The organism is Flavobacterium hibernum, from assembly GCF_000832125.1.
Taxonomy (GTDB): Bacteria; Bacteroidota; Bacteroidia; order Flavobacteriales; family Flavobacteriaceae; genus Flavobacterium; species Flavobacterium hibernum.
Genome location: NZ_JPRK01000010.1, coordinates 66379 through 85124 on the forward strand (window position 1 = coordinate 66379; position 18746 = coordinate 85124).

The following is an 18746-nucleotide window of genomic DNA, read 5'->3' on the forward strand; positions in this document are numbered from 1 at the left end:
GTAATACGCCATAAGAATGATTTACCCCAAAATAGCGCTTGCACAAAGCATTATCGAAATTTGTTTAGCAAAAGGAATCACCAATATTATAATTTCTCCAGGATCAAGAAACGCACCTTTAACGATAGGATTTGCACAAAACCCAAACTTTAAATGTTACAGCATTGCCGATGAGCGCTGCGCAGCTTTTTTTGCTTTAGGAATTGCACAGCAAACCAAAAAACCAACTGCAATTGTTTGCACTTCGGGATCTGCATTATTAAATTATTATCCGGCTGTAGCCGAGGCATTTTATAGTCAAATTCCGTTAATTGTGATTTCGGCAGATCGTCCGCAAAGCAAAATAGATATTGGAGACGGACAAACCATTCGCCAGCAAAATGTTTTTCAAAATCATTCCGTTTTTAATGCCAATTTGGTAGAAGAAGCTTCTGTAGAAAATGATTTAAAAATTAATAAAGCGATTGAAACAGCCATACTACAAAAAGGTCCGGTTCATATTAATGCGCCTTTTGAAGAGCCTTTGTACGAAACTGTTACAGCACTTTCTGTTGATCCAAAAATTACATATTCTGACGAAATTCTTGGAACTAAGCTTATAGAAAATGAAGCTGAATTTGTCTCAATTTGGAATCAAGCCAAGCGTAAACTAGTTTTGGTTGGTGTAAACGAAGCCAATACAATTGATAATGTAATAATTGAAAGCTTTGCCAAAGATCCATCTATTGTAGTCTTGACAGAGACAACTTCTAATTTACATCATCCAAGTTTTATTAATAGTATTGATACTTTAATTACTCCTTTTGATGACTCTGATTTTAAAGACTTTGAACCAGAAATCCTAGTGACTTTTGGCGGAATGATTGTATCGAAAAGAATCAAGGCTTTTTTAAGAAAATACAAACCACAACATCATTGGCATATTGATACTTTGCGTGCTTATGATACTTTTAACGCGTTAACACAGCATTTTGTAATGCAGCCCAATGATTTTTTTAATGCGTTATTATCAAAAACGATTTTTACAGAAAGTAACTATTTCTCTCAAATCAATTCAATTTACGAATCAAGAAAAGTTAGAAGAAACGAATATGTAGAAAAGATTCCATTCTCAGATTTTAAAGTGTTTGAGAAAGTAATAGAATCTTTGCCTGAAAACAGTCAGCTACAAATTAGCAACAGTTCAGCCATTCGATACGCACAATTAATTGATATCGATAATTCGATCGAAGTTTTTTGTAACAGAGGTACAAGTGGTATCGATGGTAGTACATCTACAGCAATTGGAGCAGCAGTTGGCAGTAATAAACAAGGTGTTTTTGTAACAGGTGATATTAGTTTTTTATATGATAGTAATGCTCTTTGGAATTCTTATGTCCCAAAAAACTTCAAAATTATTTTAATTAATAATGGAGGAGGAGGAATTTTTAGAATTTTGCCCGGACATGAAGAAAAACCAGTTTTTAATACTTATTTTGAAACTTCACATCATCTAACAGCAGAGTATTTGGCAAAAATGTATGGTTTCAATTATCTGACAGCTTCTGATGAAACAGCTTTAAAAATAGGAATTGACGCATTGTATTCGCAAAATGAAACTCCGTCTATTTTAGAAATTTTTACTCCAACTTTAGTAAATGATGTAGTTCTAAAGCAATACTTTAAAGAATTAAATATTTAGTAAGTTAAATATTGTTAAAATTTACTTAAACCTCAGTTTTAATTATAATTTTGATTGCATTAATTATAACTAATATAAAATTATGAGCGCAAGAGAAGAATTAATTAAAAAGTATGCTGCTGATCTTAAGGAAAAGTGTGGAGTAACTCCTAACATGGATTTGCTAACGAAAGTAACCATTGGATGTGGACCATCAATTTATAACGCGGATTCATCAACTGTGGCGGGATCGCAACAATCAGAATTAGATACCGTTAAGAAAAATTTCTTAATTAAAAAATTAGGTCTTACAGATGGTCTAGCTTTAGACATTGCAATTCAAACTGTTCTAGAACAGTACGGTAAAACCAATAAACATAAGTACAGAGCTGTTGTTTATTACCTTTTAACTTTACACTTTAAAAAAGAAAGTGTTTATAAATAAAGCAAAAGAAAAGCGCCATTTAGGCGCTTTTTTTATGTCATTTTATCGAATTGGAATAGGAAAAACGGGCAAACTCGCATGACCTAAGGCATCAACAGTTTGTACTGCAAAAAAGTAATTGTCTTTAGAATACGGAATTTCTATTTGAGTATCTTTTGTAAAAAAGGTTTTTCCCCAATGCGAAGATGATGTTTCCCTCATTAAAATTTGATAACCGTATTGTGCTTTCCCATCTGGAGACGACCATTTTAAAGTAGAAGAGTTTGATAATTCCTTAACTTCAATTCCAACACTTGTTGGTGCTTTTGGCGACCACGCAAGATTGGCAAGAGTAGCCAGATTAGAACAAGTGTTTTTTCTTAAATATTCAAAATCCATAAATTCAGGAAGATCGCCGTATTTGATATTATTCTCGGTTCTTAAATCCTGATGCTGATGATTGAAATTTTCATTCATCTCGCAAAAACGAACAGCAGTAAAACCATTCTGACTAAAAGGTGTATGATCGCCTCCACGTAAAAAACGATCATTTCTATACACTAATTTCACTTTTAATTGATCTACGTATTGCTCTGTAACAGTTTTAATATAACGTGCCAATAATCTAGACGGACTATCATTGTCGCGACTTGTAGCTTTTCGCATTTTAGCTTCGTCTTCGGTTTCTAAAAACGGAATTGTTTCACTAAAGATTCGAACCTGAGTATTATCTCTTAAATTAGTGCCGCTGGATAAACTGTTACCAATCATATCGTTATTAAGCATTGCAACAATATTCCAGTTTGATTCTTTTGCTAATTCTGCCAAATGTCTTGCACCATAAAGTCCTTGTTCCTCGCCAGTTACAGCAATAAAAATAATAGTAGCAGGAAAAGATCTCTTACTCATTATTTTGGCCAGTTCTATTACCGCAGCCACGCCAGAACCATCGTCATTGGCACCTGGAGCATCAGATTTTACATTCATAACGTCCGAAACTCTCGAATCTAAATGTCCGCTAATAATAAGAATTCGATTGTCATTTGGGTCAGTTCCTTTTAAAGTTGCCATTACATTTCCAAGCTGACTGTCTTTAGCAATGCGTTTTCCATCGGCTTTAACTTCAAAATAATCAATTTTAGAGGTTAGTCTTCCATTCGACTCTAAAGCAAATTTATCAAACTCAGATTTTACCCATTGTTGTGCCGCACCAATACCTTTTGTTTTACTTTTTGTGTCACTCAAAGTATGTCTCGTTCCAAATGAAACTAGCTTATGAATTGTAGCTTCGAGGTTTTCAGCTTTAATTTCGCTTATCATCTTTCTAATTTCAGGGTCTTCAACAACTTGAGAACTTGAAATGTGCGTGAATGACAAAAAGATAAAAATGGCGTAAAAAATGGTCTTTTTCATTGATTTGGGATTAATTTACAGGTTCTCAAATTTAATTAAAAAAAGGAGAAACCGAAAAAAGATGTTTTGTGCCTTTTATCTAAAACATTTTTAGGTTTACCATTTTCAAACTTCGTACATTTGCAGCTTAGAAACTTAGTCGCTTATTGGCTTAGAACCTTAAAGAATATGATTGAATTAGGAAAATACAATACCCTTACTATATTACGTGATACCAAAGTTGGTTTATTTTTAGGAAATCCTGAAAAAGACCCTGAGGGAATTCACGATATTTTATTACCAAATAAATACGTTCCAAATGAGTTTGAAATAGGCGAAGAGCTTATTGTTTTTGTTTATTTGGACCACGAACAACGCCCGGTTGCTACAACGCTTGAACCTTATATTTTATTGAATGAATTTGCTCTTTTGAGAGTGAATTATATTAATAATGTTGGTGCTTTTATGGATTGGGGAATGGAAAAAGATATTCTTGTTCCGTTTAAAGAGCAAGCGCGTCCAATGGAAAAAGGAAAACGCTATTTAGTTTATCTTTATATGGACGAAAAAACCAATCGTTTGGTTGCTTCAAGTAAATTGAATCAATTTTTGAGTAATGAAAATTTAACGGTTGAAAAAGGAGAAGAAGTAGATTTGATCGTTTCGCATATTACCGAGTTAGGAATCAATGTGATTATCAATGAGAAACATAAAGGTTTATTGTATAAAGACGAAGTTTATGATGACGCAATAAGAACCGGAGACAGAATGATTGGATTTATTAAAAACATTCGTCCTGATAATAAAATAGATGTGGCTTTGCAAGTGCAAGGTTATCAAAGTATTGAACCAAATGCAGAGAAAATTTTAGACGAATTAAGAGCTAATCGTGGTTTCTTACGATTAAATGATAATTCGCACCCTGAAGACATTAAAACGGTCTTGAAAATGAGTAAAAAGACCTTTAAAAAAGCAATTGGAGCTTTGTATAAAGATAAACTTATCGAAATTAAAGAAGACGGAATTTATCTTGTAAAAGAATAAATTTTCTGAAATTCAAAAAAAATTAAATTCCAAATTCCAGTGCTTTATATAGTATTGGAATTTGGAATTTTTTTATTGGAATTTAGTTTTCGTTAGAATTTAAACGAAACTAATACAAACAAGAAAGGCTACCCATTACGAGTAGCCTTTCTCTTTTTTATTCTAGTTTTAAAAAAAATTGTAATTAAAAAAAAACAGAAATAAAATAAATTCGAATCCATTCAAAAAATAATAGCTTTAAAAATTTTAGAAATTACTTCCTGAACCGGTATGTCTTTAAACAATCTATACATTCATATTTAAAAGCGAAAAAATCAATTTCACGGCTAGACCATTGGTTTAATAAAATAACTTATAGAAAGTTTTAGTTAGTATTTCTCCTCTTTTCGTAATCAAACTGATACTAATTACTTAAACAATTCTAGCATTTAACCTTAGGTGTTACTATTTCCTTTTCGAAGTTTCAACAAACGCGTAAATCATTTGCTCATTAATCAAAGGCTTATGAATAAAAACCGTAAAAAAATGAGCGACAAATTTTTTAAATTTTCTCAAAAAAATCATTTTTTAGGTTAATAAATCAGTGAAAGAAAATCAATCTTATATCAATAAAATAAAATGTATCTCATTGATTTCTAGGGTGTAAAATTACTTATTAATTTTCGAAACTAATGTTAAAAAATGTTATTTTTTGTTCCTCGCATCCATTTGTTAACATTGAAAGATATTTTCAGGCAGACTAAAACCAAATTGAGTAGGTAAAAATGTAAAAATGCTTTATTTTTACACTATAATTATTTAAAATAAAACAAATAGAAATGGATTGGATTACTGCCAGAGAATTTGAAGATATAACTTATAAAAAATGTAACGGAGTTGCCAGAATTGCATTTAACAGACCCAATGTTAGAAACGCTTTTCGTCCTAAAACAACTTCAGAATTATACCAAGCTTTTTACGATGCACAAGAAGATACTTCAATTGGAGTAGTTTTGCTTTCGGCAGAAGGACCATCAACTAAAGATGGAGTTTATTCTTTTTGCAGTGGAGGAGATCAAAATGCGCGCGGACACCAAGGATATGTGGGCGAAGATGGTCAGCACCGTTTAAATATTCTTGAAGTACAACGTTTAATTCGTTTTATGCCAAAAGTTGTTATAGCAGTTGTTCCTGGTTGGGCAGTAGGTGGCGGACACAGTTTGCACGTAGTTTGCGATATGACTTTAGCCAGTAAAGAACACGCCATTTTTAAACAAACTGATGCAGATGTAACGAGTTTTGATGGTGGCTACGGATCTGCGTATTTGGCTAAAATGGTAGGTCAGAAAAAAGCACGTGAAATATTCTTTTTAGGAAGAAATTATTCAGCTCAGGAAGCAATGGATATGGGAATGGTAAATGCTGTAATTCCTCACGATGAGTTAGAAGACACCGCTTATGAATGGGCACAGGAAATTCTTCAAAAATCTCCAACTTCTATAAAAATGCTAAAATTCGCCATGAACTTGACTGACGACGGAATGGTTGGACAACAAGTTTTTGCTGGCGAAGCAACTCGTTTAGCTTACATGACCGAAGAAGCAAAAGAAGGAAGAAACGCTTTCTTAGAAAAAAGAAAACCAAATTTTGGAGAAAATAAATGGCTTCCATAAGTTCTAAATTAGTATGCAGTCTCAGTCTCAGTCACATTCTGAAAACTGAAACTGAGACTGCTAACTTTTTAAACGATCAAAACTCTAAAATCTAAAATCAAAAAAAGAATGAAACATTGGATAGAAGCCGCTAGATTGCGCACATTACCTTTATCAGTTTCGGGAATCATAGTTGGTAGTATTTATGCTTTATCAAACCCTACAGAAACAATCAATACACCAACAGAAGTATTTAGTTGGAAAATTTTTGGTTTTGCGCTATTAACAACGCTTGGTTTACAAGTTTTATCCAATTTTGCCAATGATTATGGCGATGGAGTAAAAGGTACAGATAACGAAGATAGAGTAGGACCAAAACGTGCTATTCAAAGTGGTATAATTACGCCGCAACAAATGAAAAAAGCGATAATTATTACCTCATTATTGACGTTATTATCTGCAATCATCTTGATTTATTTTGCGTTTGGCGAAAGTAATTTTGGATACTCAATCTTCTTTTTACTATTAGGAATTGCAGCAATTGTTTCGGCAATTCGTTACACAGTAGGTAATTCGGCATACGGATATAAAGGATTTGGAGATGTTTTTGTTTTCATATTCTTTGGACTTGTAAGTACTTTAGGAGTTAATTTTTTATACTCAAAAGAAGTTGACCCTCTATTAATTTTACCTGCAATTTCAATTGGATTATTAAGCGTTGGTGTTTTAAACCTAAACAATATGCGCGATGAAGAATCAGACAGAAAATCTGGAAAAAATACAATTGTAGTGCAAATTGGTGGAGCAAAAGCTAAAATTTATCATTTTTCATTGATTATTACAGCAATGCTTTTAGTGGTCATTTTTGCCATTTTGAGCGATTATAATTTCGATCAATATCTATTTTTATTGGCCTATATACCTTTAACAAAACATTTAATTACCGTTTATAAAAATCAAGATCCTAAGTTGTTAGATCCAGAATTAAAAAAATTGGCACTTAGTACATTCTTGCTTTCAATATTATTAACCGTATGTATGATTTCATTGATTTCAGACATAATTGTTAATCTTTTCTTAGGCGGAAGATAATACAAAGTTCAACTTTTAAATTTAAAACAAAATGAAAATTACATTTTACGGTCATGCGTCTTTAGGAATTGAAGTTGGAGGAAAACACATTATTGTTGATCCTTTTATAACAGGAAATCCGCAAGCGTCTGCAATAGACATAAACACATTAAAAGCAGATTATATTTTGCTAACACACGCACATGGCGATCACGTTTTAGACGTTGAAGCCATTGCAAGCCGAACCAATGCAATAATCGTTTCTAATGCCGAAATTACAAGTTACTACGCAAAACTAGGACTTAATGCTCACCCAATGAATCATGGCGGAAGCTGGCAATTTGATTTTGGAAAAGTAAAATATGTAAATGCAATTCATTCAAGCTCTTTTCCTGACGGAACTTATGGTGGAAATCCTGGTGGTTTTGTAATCGAAGGCGAGCATAAAAACATTTATATTGCCGGGGATACAGCACTTACAATGGATATGAAATTAATTCCATTACGTACAGAGTTAGATTTAGTAATTCTTCCAATAGGAAATAATTTTACTATGGATGTTGAAGATGCTATTATCGCTTCAGATTTTGTCGAATGCGATAAAATCCTTGGATATCATTACGATACTTTTGGTTATATTAAAATTGACCACGAAGACGCAATACGTCAGTTTTTTGATAAAGGAAAAGATTTGATGCTTCTTGAAATAGGAGAATCTATAGAATTGTAATAAGGAGCTAATCCTGCTATCCGCTATATCTTTTGTGCCGAACACCGGCACAAAAGGATATCGCTACTATCAGGGCTAAGACAACTTGATTTCATAAGAAAATTTTGTATGGACGAAATTAAATTTATTTGTGAATGTTGCGGTAAAGAGCACGAGAGCTGGCCAGCAATAACCTACAATTCCCCAAGTAGTTATCACAATCTTTCGACTCAGGAAAAAGATGAAATAGCTGTAATTGACGAAGATTTTTGCGTAATAAAACATTCAGATCAAGTGGATCGATTTATTAGATGCGTATTAATCCAAAAAGTTAACGATCATTGCGAAGATTTAGAATACGGATTTTGGGTTTCACTCAGCGAGAAAAGTTTTAAGGATTATCTCGAGAACTTTGACAACGAAAATCATGAAACACAATATTTTGGCTGGCTTTGCAATTATATTCCAGAATACGAATTCTCAAATAGTATTCCAACAACAGTAGTTACTCAAAAAGGCAACAATAGACCTGAAATTTTTCCGCATAAAGATTTTGACCATCCTTTTGTAAAAGATTATTACGAAGGAATTACAAAAGAAGAAGCAGAGAATAGGATTTATAAAATGCTAAAAAATTAGGCTTGAAATTTGTAGACCACATTTAAACTAAATTTTATAAAATGAATTTTAAAAAAATAGCCCTATTTCTTTTCATTACAATCTCTTACAGCACTTACGCTCAAAAAGATGGATTTTGGGATAAGGAACGTGCTACAACAAAAGAAATTATAGTTTCGGCACGAGATCGAATCGTTCTAAAAACAGAAGATCTACCCGTTGGAACTACAGAAATTGTGTATCGTATTACGCTTTTAGATGAAAATCAAAAAATGGCTAACAGTTTAGTTTCTTTGCTAAAATCAATTCCAGATCCAACAGGAGTTAGTCAAGGTTCAGCTGGTGCAGTATTTTTAATGTCTAAAATTTCAGGAGACGATACTTGTACCTATGCACTTTTTACGTCAAGCGAAAATGCAAAAAAATATATTGATGATGGTAAGACAGATAAAGCCTGTTACGCCCAAGCAGATCCATTAAGTAAAGACGCTAAACGATTATCACTCGATAAATCGTCTTGTCTTACCCAAAACACCACAACAATTTGGTTTGGTTTTCATAGTAAAAACTGGCTTTTAAATCAAAAAGTAGTTTTAGAAGTTGTGCCGTGGGTCGACACAAAACTAAATCGCGGTTGGAATCAGGAGAATAAAAACGAAATCATAAGTCTTTGTAAAACATCGACAATGGCACAAAAAATGGCCAATTCTGATGATTTTTGTGTTTGCATTTTAGAGAAAATAATGAAACAATACCGTTATACCGAGTTTCAAAAATTGTTAGCAATTGAGAAAACAAAAGTTTACAAAGACTTTGGAAACTCGTGTTATAAAGACGTTGATATTTCTAAAAACGTTTATAACGATTTAAGAGTTCAAGCTTCGGCTCTAATAAAATCGCAAAAATACAACGAAGCAATTCAGAAATTAAATACTATAATAAACGACGGAAAAGCATCGGCATTAGATTATAGTTCCATTGGTTATTGTTATATTTTGACCAAACAGTACGGAAAAGCTATTAAGTTTTTGAAAGAGGGCGAAAAATTAGATGATACCGAGCTATTAGTAAAACTAAACTTGGCGCACGTTTATTTAATAAGTGATGATTACAGCGAAGCAAAAGCAATTTATAGAAAATACCAAACTCAAAATGTTACCGATAGTTTAAGCTGGAAAGAAAAAACAAAACAAGATTTTACCATTTTCGAAAAAGCTGGTTTGCCATCAAAAGATTTTGATAAAATTTTAAAACTGTATAACTAGAATAATTTCCAACATATAAGTTATATAAGATAATTTAAGTTTACTTACTAAGCGTAGTATTTTTAAATGAACTTATATAACTTATATGGTTTAAAAAAGATATGAAAGCAACCTACCATAGATATATGCTCGAATTCAAACGCCCTTCAGGAACTTCCAGAGGGATTATGACTGAGAAAGAAACCTGGTTTATCGTTCTTGAAGAAAATGGTAAAAAAGGAATAGGCGAGTGCGGAATTCTTCGTGGCTTGAGTGCTGATGATCGAGATGATTATGAAGAAAAACTTAAATGGACTTGTGAGAATATTCATTTAGGAGAGAAAAAACTTTGGGAAGCATTACTAGAATTTCCATCGATACAATTTGGTGTAGAAATGGCTTTTTTATCTCTTAAAAGCAAAAATCCATATTTATTATTTCCTTCAGATTTTACCAATAATACAAAATCAATTGTTATTAATGGATTGGTTTGGATGGGAGAATCTTCGTTCATGAAAGAACAAATTGAAGAGAAATTAGAAGCTGGTTTTAATTGCATTAAACTTAAAATTGGCGCTATAGATTTTAATAAAGAACTCGATTTATTAAAGTTTATCAGAAGCCATTTTTCGGCCGATCAAATTGAAATTAGAGTAGATGCCAACGGCGCATTTGCTGTAGATGAAGCTTTAGATAAACTACAGCAACTAAATAAATTTCAGCTTCATAGCATCGAGCAACCAATTAAAAAAGGAAATATTCAAGCCATGGCAGCGTTGTGTCAAGCAACACCATTTCCTATTGCTTTAGATGAAGAATTAATTGGCGTATTTTCATTCGAAGAAAAAGAAAAATTACTACAGGAAATTAAACCACAATATATAATACTCAAACCAAGTTTTGTTGGCGGTTTTAGAGGAACTCAGGAATGGATTACCTTAGCCGATAAGTATAATATTGGTTGGTGGATTACTTCGGCATTAGAAAGTAATATAGGACTTAATGCTATTGCCCAATGGACATTTTTACAAAATTCAAAAATGCCACAAGGGTTAGGAACCGGAGCACTTTATACCAATAATTTTGATTGCCCTCTAGAAGTAAAGGAAGGCAAACTATGGTATAATAAATCTACGAAGTGGAATTGTGATTTTTTTGATTTACTATAGAAATAGGTTCAAAGGGACAGAGTTACAAAGGTTCAAAGGAAAAGGCTCAAAACAGCAAAGATAAAAACTTATTAATTTAAGTCTTATTTACCTTTGTCGCTTTGAGCCTTTGAACCTATTTTAGGCAATTTAATTACTCTTTTCCGCCATCCAGAGCCTCTTGCCAGTCTTTTAGTTCTTGCCATTTGCCTTGATAAGCCAATAAAGCTTGTTTTGGCCATGTTCCAGGATTATGGATTGCATAGTTTTCGCCTGCTGCATCTAGAATCGATTGAAGTTTATCAATGGTAGATTCAGAAAGAGCGTGCCAAGTTTTTATTCCGGCATCATTAAACAAAGCTTCAATTTTTGGCCCGATACCTTCAACAATTTTTAAATCATTTTCTTTTATTTTCTTACCAAAAACTGTTGCAGCAAGCGCGCTGTCAAAAACTATCGTTGGTACCGCTGCTGCAAAAGATTGTGAAGCCGAAATTTTAGATTTGGCTGCCAAGTCAGCTTCTAATGAAGCTATTTTTGCATTTAAGTTTTTTGTATTGGCTTTGCATGCATCCAAATCAGCTTGTAATGACAATGCAAGTGAATCATCTCCCTTAGAATTCATTTTTCCTAGTAAGTAGCCTAAAACTCCACAGATTAACCCCACTAGCGCAGGTATTAAGATACAAGGTATATTCATAATAGTATATTTTTGATTAATTATTTGATTGTAATTACAGTTCGTCTGTTATTCGCTTTTCCTTCAGCAGTTGTGTTTTCGCCAACAGGTTCATCCGGACCTTTTGATTCCGTAGTAATTCGAGAACCATCAATACCGTTTTTCGATAAGTACTTTTTAGAAAAATCAGCGCGTTTTTGTCCAAGAACAACATTTGCATCACGATTTCCAACATTATCACTATGACCAACGGCCAAGATCAGCGCATCTTTAACATGTTCCATATATTTAACCAAGTCCGCCACTTTTTGTTTCTCAACATCAGTTAGTTTATCACTAGATTTATTAGTGTTAAAATGAAGTACCAAAGGATCACCATTGATTTTCTCTTTTAAAATAACCCATTCGTCAGTTGAAGTTGGAGTTACTTCCAGAGCTTCAAATTTGTACTCAGCAGGTCCTAAAAGCGTATCCAAATCTGTTTTCCATTTATCAATTACCTCTCCCTTTGTATTAAATTGATCACCGGATAAACCCTTAGAAATAAAATACTTCTTGATGTCATTTGCCCTTGCTAAACCAAGATTTTCAAATGTTGTAGTGTTTTTTTCGTCAGAAGTAGCATAACCAGTAATGGTCACTTTTTGCTTTGGATTGGCAATTAGAAAAGTTTTAAGATTTTCAATTCCAATTGATACAGAATCACTAACAGGCTGGACGACTGCGAAACTGTTTTTAAGGAACTTGATGTTATCATTAGTATGATAATCAATTCCGGAACCATTTAGAATAAAAGGGACAAAAATATGCTCCTCAGCGACAACTACAGGTACTTTTTCGGTATCAACAGCTGGTGTTTTCATAGTGCAATTGCAACAAAAATTCACATACAGGAAAGTCCCTAAAATGATTGTTATTACAATGCCTAATAGATAAAGTGCTTTTTTAGACATAAGTGATAAAGTTAAGATTCTATCAAATTTAACAAAAAAATAAATACAGAATACATTAACAACGAGTTATTTTAAAGTTATGTTTCTAGTTTTGAGATAATTATGAAATCATAAGTTCGAAGCATGAGTATTTGTAAATGTCAATTAAAAGACTCCATTAAATTGAGTAACTTGCATAAAAATTAAATTTGAATAGTAAAATGGTCGAAATAGAAAGAAAGTTTTTAGTGAAATCTGATGATTTTAAAGAACAAGCTTTTACTCAAAATAAAATAGCTCAGGGCTATTTAAGTTCTGTTCCTGAAAGAACTGTTCGCGTTAGAATTAAAGGTAACAGAGGTTTTATTACGATTAAAGGAATAGGTCATCAAGGCGGAATGTCACGTTTTGAATGGGAAAACGAAATTCCTTTGGACGAAGCTCAGGAATTGCTTAAACTATGCGAAAAAGGCAAAATTGAAAAAACTCGTTTTGAAGTAAAACTAGGAAAACACATTTTTGAAGTCGACGAGTTTTATGGTGAAAATGAAGGTTTGGTAATGGCAGAAGTAGAGTTAGAGTCTGAAAATGAATCTTTTGAAAAACCGGAATGGCTTGGGGAAGAAGTAACCAATGACGAAAGATATTATAACGCCTATTTGAGTAAAAATCCATTTAAAGATTGGGAGAAATAAAATTATGAATGAATACGATTTAATAATTGTAGGAGGCGGGCCAATTGGTTTAGCTTGTGCAATTGAAGCGCAAAAGAAAAATCTAAAATATTTAATTATTGAAAAAGGCGCAATTGTAAATAGTATTTTCAATTACCCTTTGTATATGACATTTTTTTCGACTGCCGAAAGACTTGAAATTGGAGATATTCCTTTTAATTGTTTAGCACCAAAACCTGGTCGTCAGGAAGCCTTAGAATATTACCGAAATATTCATCGTTATTTTAAATTCTCGATTCATTTATTTGAAAAAGTTAGTCAGGTTAAAAAGTTAGAAAACAAGCAGTTTGAGGTTGTTACAAATAAAAATATTTATCTGTCTAAAAATGTTATAATAGCGACAGGCTTTTATGATATTCCAATTCAAATGAATGTAATAGGCGAAGAACTACCAAAAGTTCGCCATTATTATAAAGAGGCTCACGAATATGCTTTTAGAAACATTTTAGTTGTTGGCGCTAATAACTCGTCTGTAGATGCAGCTTTAGAGTGTTGGCGAAAAGGCGCGAATGTTACAATGGTTATTCGTAAAAACGAAATCAATAATCGTGTAAAATATTGGGTAAAACCTGATATCGAAAATAGAATTGCCGAAGGTAGCATAAAAGCTTATTTTGAATCAAATATTACAGAAATTCACGAAAACGAAGTTGAAATTGAAACTCCAAACGGTAAAGTTGTGATAGAGAATGACTTTGTTTTGGCGCTAACCGGTTACAAGCCTGATTTGACTTTTCTTGAAAAAATGGGAATTCAACTTTCAGAAGATGAATTAAAAACACCATCATATAACCCAGAAACAATGGAAACAAATGTTGAAGGTTTATTCTTGGCAGGCGTAGTTTGTGGCGGAATGCAAACTCATAAGTGGTTTATAGAAAACTCTCGTGTTCATGCTAGTTTAATAGTGGATCACATTAGTTCAAAATAAAAAGTTTGCCACAGATTAAAGATTTCCATGATTAATCAATTAAATCCTTTAATCTGTGGCAAAAAAATTAAGAACTACAAGAAAGCATTGAACAACCTACTTTAGATCTTGCCCAATCTGGTCGTTTTGCAAACCATTTTTCAAATTCCGGCTGTTCATCATAGGGTTTTTGCAACAGCAAATATAACTCTTCAATCAAAGAATAATCATCTTTGTCAGCGGCGTCAATGGCTAGTTGCGACATATAATTTCTTAAAACATATTTTGGATTAATTTGGTTCATTTTTTCAGAACGAACTTGATCTGAAAGTTCTTCAGTATTTAATCTTTGAAGATAAACTGTAAACCATTTTTTCCAAGATTCTAAAATATCGCCTTTAATTTCTTCAGGCAAATAGAACGAATCTTTAATTTTTTCAATCGCTTCATCCACAGAATCTGATTTTTGAACTTTACTTAAATTTCTAAAAAAGATAGTCATATCAGTTTCCGATAATTGCAAAACAGTATCTAAACCCGAAATTAATTTGTCGTCAGCTTCAGTTGAAGTAAATATTCCTAATTTACTTAAAAACATTCCTTTATAATCACGATCAAAATCAGTAATAAACGATTCTAATATCTTTTCTAAAGGCTCAGCTTCATTAATTAACGGATAAAGTGCATTAGCTAATTGATATAAATTCCACTGCGCAATTTGAGGTTGATTCCCAAAACGATATCTTCTGTTTTGACTGTCAGTAGTATTTGGAGTCCAACTCGGGTCATAATTTTCAAGCCATCCATAAGGGCCATAGTCGATAGTGATTCCGTGAACAGACATGTTATCGGTATTCATAACGCCATGTACAAAACCAACACGCTGCCAATGCAAAATCATTTCGCGGGTTTTATCAGCAACGGTTTTAAAGAACTGTAAATATTGATCTTTTGGCTCTCCTTTTATTTCCGGAAAATAATGTTTGAGATTATATTCTACAAATTGCTTTAAATTTTTGAGTTCATTGCGAGCACTAAGCATTTCAAAACTTCCAAAACGAATAAAAGACGGAGCTACGCGGCAAACAATTGCACCTTTTTCGTAAGCAGGATTTCCGTTGTACAAAATATCACGTAAAACCTGATCTCCAGACAACATTAATGAAAGCGATCGGGTAGTAGGAACTCCTAAATAATACATTGCTTCTGCGCACAAATATTCTCTTACTGAAGAACGTAAAACAGCCAAACCATCGGCAGTTCTAGAGTAAGGAGTTTTTCCTGCACCTTTTAGTTGAAGTGTAAAATTTTGATCATTATGTTCGACTTCTGTTAAGTTAATCGCGCGACCATCACCCAGTTGTCCAGCCCAATTCCCGAATTGGTGCCCTGCATAACACATCGCATACGGACGTGTTCCAGGAAGAACTTCTTTTCCTGAAAAAGTATTTAAAAATGATTCCGTTTGGATTTCATCAGCTGATATACCAACCAATTCTGCCACTTCTTTCGAAGCATGAATAAGTTTAGGATTTGAGGGTTTTGTTGGATTTACATACGAAAATAATGCATCCTTAACCTGACGAACTTCATTTTCTTCGTTTGGGTCTGCAGGTAATTCGACAGTAAATCGATTATTTATTTTTAAATTTTTCATTAGAATTTATTTTGTAACCACAGATTAAAGGGATTTAAATGATTCTTCAAAAACCTCAGTGAGATTTTAAAGTAAGTAAGGAAAACCATTCTCCTCCCTTTAATCTGTGGCATAATCTTTTTAGTCAACCAATTGATTCGCGTACATTTTTTTTAGCCTTTGAATTTTAGGATCAATTACGATTTGGCAATAACGCGCTTCCTGATTGTTATTATAGTAGTTTTGATGATCTTCTTCGGCTTCATAAAAAACTTCAAAAGGAGTTAATTCTGTAACAATTGGGGTTTCATAAAAATGTTTAACTTCCTCAAAAACCTCCTCTGCAATTTCTTTTTGCTCTGCATCATGATATAAAATGATCGAACGATATTGAGTTCCGCTATCAGCTCCCTGACGATTTAAAGTTGTTGGATCATGACTTGTCATGAATATAAAAATCAAATCATGATATGAAATTATGTCAGGGTCGTAAGTAACCAGAATAACCTCGGCATGACCAGTTCTGCCCGTACAAACTTCGCGATAGGGAGGATTCTTGATAAAACCTCCAGAATAACCTGATTTTAAGGATTCTATTCCTTTTAAACGCTGAATTACAGCTTCAATACACCAAAAACATCCGCCACCAAAAGTAGCTACTGATAAATTTTCCATAAAATAGTATTGTTTTAAGTTCTATTGCCCCATTAATCCGATAGAATATTGTGATAAATTATTAAAAAAAAGAGTATTTAATTAAAGATACTAAACGGTTATTTAATGTTTGAAGTTTACAATTGATAAATTCGCAATTCTATAAAAAAGCGATATATTTGCAATCAAACACAGGCACACTAATGAATAGCAAAAATAATACCATCAGTTTAGAAACCTATTTTCAGGATTTTAGACAGCATATTGTTGGAATTGAACAAGAATTTACATCTCCATATGGCAAGAAAAAGATCATTTATACAGATTGGACTGCCAGCGGAAGGTTATACAGACCTATTGAAGAGAAGCTTTTGAATGATTTTGGCCCTTTTGTGGCAAATACTCATACCGAAACTACTGTGTCAGGTACTGCCATGACAAAAGCGTATCATCATGCCAGAAATATCATTAAACGTCATGCAAATGCAAATAATGATGATGTTTTAATTACTGACGGAACTGGAATGACTGGTGTTGTTAATAAATTTCAGCGTATCCTGGGCCTAAAAATTCCTGAGAATTTAAAGGATTGTACTGTAGTTCCTGCCGAAAAAAAACCAGTAGTTTTTATTTCACATATGGAGCATCATTCTAATCAAACATCTTGGTTAGAGACTATTGCCGATGTTGAGATTATTCCTTCATGCGAAAAAGGACTTTTTTCTCTAGACAATTTAGCGCAGTTATTAGAAAAATATAAAGACAGAACTATAAAAATTGCTTCGATAACTTCATGTTCGAATGTAACAGGATTAAAAACTCCTTTCCATGAAGCTTCAAAATTAATGCACCAACATCACGGTGTTTGCTTTGTAGATTTTGCTTGTTCGGGACCGTATGTAGAAATCGACATGCATCCTGAAGATCCTGAAGCTTATTTGGATGCCGTTTTCTTTTCTCCACATAAGTTTTTAGGCGGGCCAGGAACTTCTGGCGTTTTGATTTTCAATAAAAAGTTATACAATAATATGATTCCTGATTGTCCTGGTGGAGGAACAGTAAGCTGGACTAATCCGTGGGGAGAACACAAATATATTGACAATATTGAAGATCGCGAAGATGGTGGAACTCCGGGTTTCTTGCAAGTTATTAAAACTGCATTGGCAATTGAGCTAAAAGAAGAAATGGGAATTGAAAACATTTTGCAACGTGAACACGAAATTGTTGATTTTGTATTTAATGAATTGGATACAGTGCCAAATATTAAAATTTTGGCAGGACAACATAAAAATCGTCTAGGAGTTGTTTCCTTTTTTATCGAAAATCTTCACTTTAATTTAGGTGTAAAATTATTGAATGATAAATTCGGAATTCAAACTAGAGGAGGATGTAGTTGTGCCGGAACTTACGGACACTTTTTGCTGCATGTAGATCAAGAAACGTCAAACAAACTGGTTAATGAAATTACTATTGGTGATTTGATAAAAAAACCAGGATGGATTAGAATGTCGATTCACCCAACTACAACTGATGAAGAAATTGCTTTTGTTTGCGAAAGCATTAAAGATCTAGCTAAAAACCACGAAACTTGGGCTTTAGATTATTCTTACAATAAAAATACAAACGAGTTTGTACATAAAAATGCCACTTCGTTTGAAGACGAATTGGTTGCAGGTTGGTTTAAATCTTAAATTAACGCAGACCTTAAAATAAAAAATAAACCCGACAAGTTTTTAAAAATTTGTCGGGTTTATTTTTTCTTGAAAATTGTTCTATTTTGTTTCTTGAAACTTTTTTAGAGACAATAATGCTTGTTCCTGAATTTTTTTCTGAAAAAAACCAGTCCATCCTAATAAATATCCTGTAACTCCAAAAGCTTGTTTTGACCATTTGTAAACATCAAAACTGTCAATATGTTTAATGATTAACCCGTCTTGAAAAGTAAACTCGGCAGATATTCTATTGATTACGTTTCTATTAGTTTTACTAAAGTTATATGTCGCAATCCATTTTGCTCTACCAGTAAAATCATCAGCCTTTATGTCTGAAAATTCTATTTTAATATTGCCTTTGCTTTTTAAAATCAACATTTTCCACATGTCAGAAACTTGTTCTTCTTTTAATAAGCCAAAAGCAGGATCTACAAAATGAATTTTTGGATGGTAGCATTCGCACATTGTTTTGGCGTCAGCGTTTGCAAAAGCAGTATAGAATTTTGTTATTAATGCCTCGTTAGGATTCATAAAATGGAAAAATTTAG

At 32.9% G+C, this 18746-nt stretch carries 18 protein-coding genes; 12 read left to right on the top strand and 6 right to left on the bottom strand.

Going from position 1 to position 18746, the window contains the following annotated elements; all coding sequences use genetic code 11:
- Positions 1–16 precede the first annotated feature (16 nt).
- Both menD and IW18_RS12635 read left to right on the top strand, forming a co-directional pair.
- Positions 17–1681, top strand: coding sequence for a 2-succinyl-5-enolpyruvyl-6-hydroxy-3-cyclohexene-1-carboxylic-acid synthase (menD, locus tag IW18_RS12630; protein ID WP_041518210.1), 1665 nt, complete (start codon positions 17–19; stop codon positions 1679–1681).
- 82 nt (positions 1682–1763) lie between these two features.
- Entirely contained in the window at positions 1764–2105 is a 342-nt protein-coding gene (locus IW18_RS12635; protein ID WP_041518212.1) for a DUF2853 family protein, read from the top strand.
- 42 nt (positions 2106–2147) lie between these two features.
- Here the strand turns inward: IW18_RS12635 and IW18_RS12640 are convergent, their stop codons facing one another.
- On the bottom strand, positions 2148–3497 hold the full coding sequence (locus IW18_RS12640) for a M20/M25/M40 family metallo-hydrolase (RefSeq protein ID WP_041518214.1): 1350 nt from the start codon (positions 3495–3497) through the stop codon (positions 2148–2150).
- A gap of 168 nt (positions 3498–3665) precedes the next feature.
- Between IW18_RS12640 and IW18_RS12645 the strand changes: the two genes are divergently transcribed.
- The 7 genes from IW18_RS12645 (at position 3666) to IW18_RS12675 (ending at position 10962) form a co-directional block, all read left to right on the top strand.
- Entirely contained in the window at positions 3666–4520 is an 855-nt protein-coding gene (locus tag IW18_RS12645; protein WP_041518216.1) for a CvfB family protein, read from the top strand.
- Between the two features lie 818 nt (positions 4521–5338).
- Positions 5339–6172 carry a 1,4-dihydroxy-2-naphthoyl-CoA synthase gene (locus IW18_RS12650; protein ID WP_035681238.1) on the top strand — a complete coding sequence of 278 codons (834 nt, stop codon included), beginning with the start codon at positions 5339–5341 and terminating at the stop codon, positions 6170–6172.
- 108 nt (positions 6173–6280) lie between these two features.
- Complete coding sequence (gene menA, locus IW18_RS12655) at positions 6281–7243, top strand: 1,4-dihydroxy-2-naphthoate octaprenyltransferase (protein WP_041518219.1); 963 nt, start codon at positions 6281–6283, stop codon at positions 7241–7243.
- Between the two features lie 31 nt (positions 7244–7274).
- Complete coding sequence (locus tag IW18_RS12660; protein WP_041518221.1) at positions 7275–7952, top strand: metal-dependent hydrolase; 678 nt, start codon at positions 7275–7277, stop codon at positions 7950–7952.
- Positions 7953–8060: 108 nt separating this feature from the next.
- On the top strand, positions 8061–8570 hold the full coding sequence (locus tag IW18_RS12665) for a DUF2199 domain-containing protein (RefSeq protein WP_052480160.1): 510 nt from the start codon (positions 8061–8063) through the stop codon (positions 8568–8570).
- Between the two features lie 41 nt (positions 8571–8611).
- The gene (locus IW18_RS12670; RefSeq protein ID WP_041518223.1) at positions 8612–9814 is read left to right on the top strand and encodes a tetratricopeptide repeat protein; all 1203 of its coding nucleotides are present in this window, start codon (positions 8612–8614) and stop codon (positions 9812–9814) included.
- Between the two features lie 101 nt (positions 9815–9915).
- The gene (locus IW18_RS12675) at positions 9916–10962 is read left to right on the top strand and encodes an o-succinylbenzoate synthase (protein WP_041518225.1); all 1047 of its coding nucleotides are present in this window, start codon (positions 9916–9918) and stop codon (positions 10960–10962) included.
- A gap of 133 nt (positions 10963–11095) precedes the next feature.
- Here the strand turns inward: IW18_RS12675 and IW18_RS12680 are convergent, their stop codons facing one another.
- On the bottom strand, positions 11096–11641 hold the full coding sequence (locus tag IW18_RS12680) for a hypothetical protein (RefSeq protein WP_041518227.1): 546 nt from the start codon (positions 11639–11641) through the stop codon (positions 11096–11098).
- Positions 11642–11661: 20 nt separating this feature from the next.
- Entirely contained in the window at positions 11662–12483 is an 822-nt protein-coding gene (locus tag IW18_RS12685; RefSeq protein ID WP_240475559.1) for an OmpA family protein, read from the bottom strand.
- A gap of 290 nt (positions 12484–12773) precedes the next feature.
- Here IW18_RS12685 and IW18_RS12690 point away from each other — a divergent pair, with 290 nt between their 5' ends.
- Positions 12774–13247, top strand: a complete 474-nt coding sequence (locus IW18_RS12690) for a CYTH domain-containing protein (RefSeq protein WP_041518231.1) — start codon at positions 12774–12776, stop codon at positions 13245–13247.
- Between the two features lie 4 nt (positions 13248–13251).
- Positions 13252–14217 carry a YpdA family putative bacillithiol disulfide reductase gene (locus IW18_RS12695; protein WP_041518233.1) on the top strand — a complete coding sequence of 322 codons (966 nt, stop codon included), beginning with the start codon at positions 13252–13254 and terminating at the stop codon, positions 14215–14217.
- 67 nt (positions 14218–14284) lie between these two features.
- Here the strand turns inward: IW18_RS12695 and IW18_RS12700 are convergent, their stop codons facing one another.
- Both IW18_RS12700 and msrA read right to left on the bottom strand, forming a co-directional pair.
- Positions 14285–15853 carry a protein adenylyltransferase SelO gene (locus IW18_RS12700; protein ID WP_041518235.1) on the bottom strand — a complete coding sequence of 523 codons (1569 nt, stop codon included), beginning with the start codon at positions 15851–15853 and terminating at the stop codon, positions 14285–14287.
- Between the two features lie 120 nt (positions 15854–15973).
- Complete coding sequence (gene msrA / locus IW18_RS12705) at positions 15974–16507, bottom strand: peptide-methionine (S)-S-oxide reductase MsrA (RefSeq protein ID WP_041518237.1); 534 nt, start codon at positions 16505–16507, stop codon at positions 15974–15976.
- Between the two features lie 182 nt (positions 16508–16689).
- Between msrA and IW18_RS12710 the strand changes: the two genes are divergently transcribed.
- The gene (locus tag IW18_RS12710; RefSeq protein ID WP_041518238.1) at positions 16690–18177 is read left to right on the top strand and encodes an aminotransferase class V-fold PLP-dependent enzyme; all 1488 of its coding nucleotides are present in this window, start codon (positions 16690–16692) and stop codon (positions 18175–18177) included.
- Positions 18178–18258: 81 nt separating this feature from the next.
- On the opposite strand, the gene IW18_RS12715 is transcribed toward IW18_RS12710, so the two are convergent.
- The gene (locus IW18_RS12715) at positions 18259–18729 is read right to left on the bottom strand and encodes a nuclear transport factor 2 family protein (RefSeq protein ID WP_041518241.1); all 471 of its coding nucleotides are present in this window, start codon (positions 18727–18729) and stop codon (positions 18259–18261) included.
- Positions 18730–18746 lie beyond the last annotated feature (17 nt).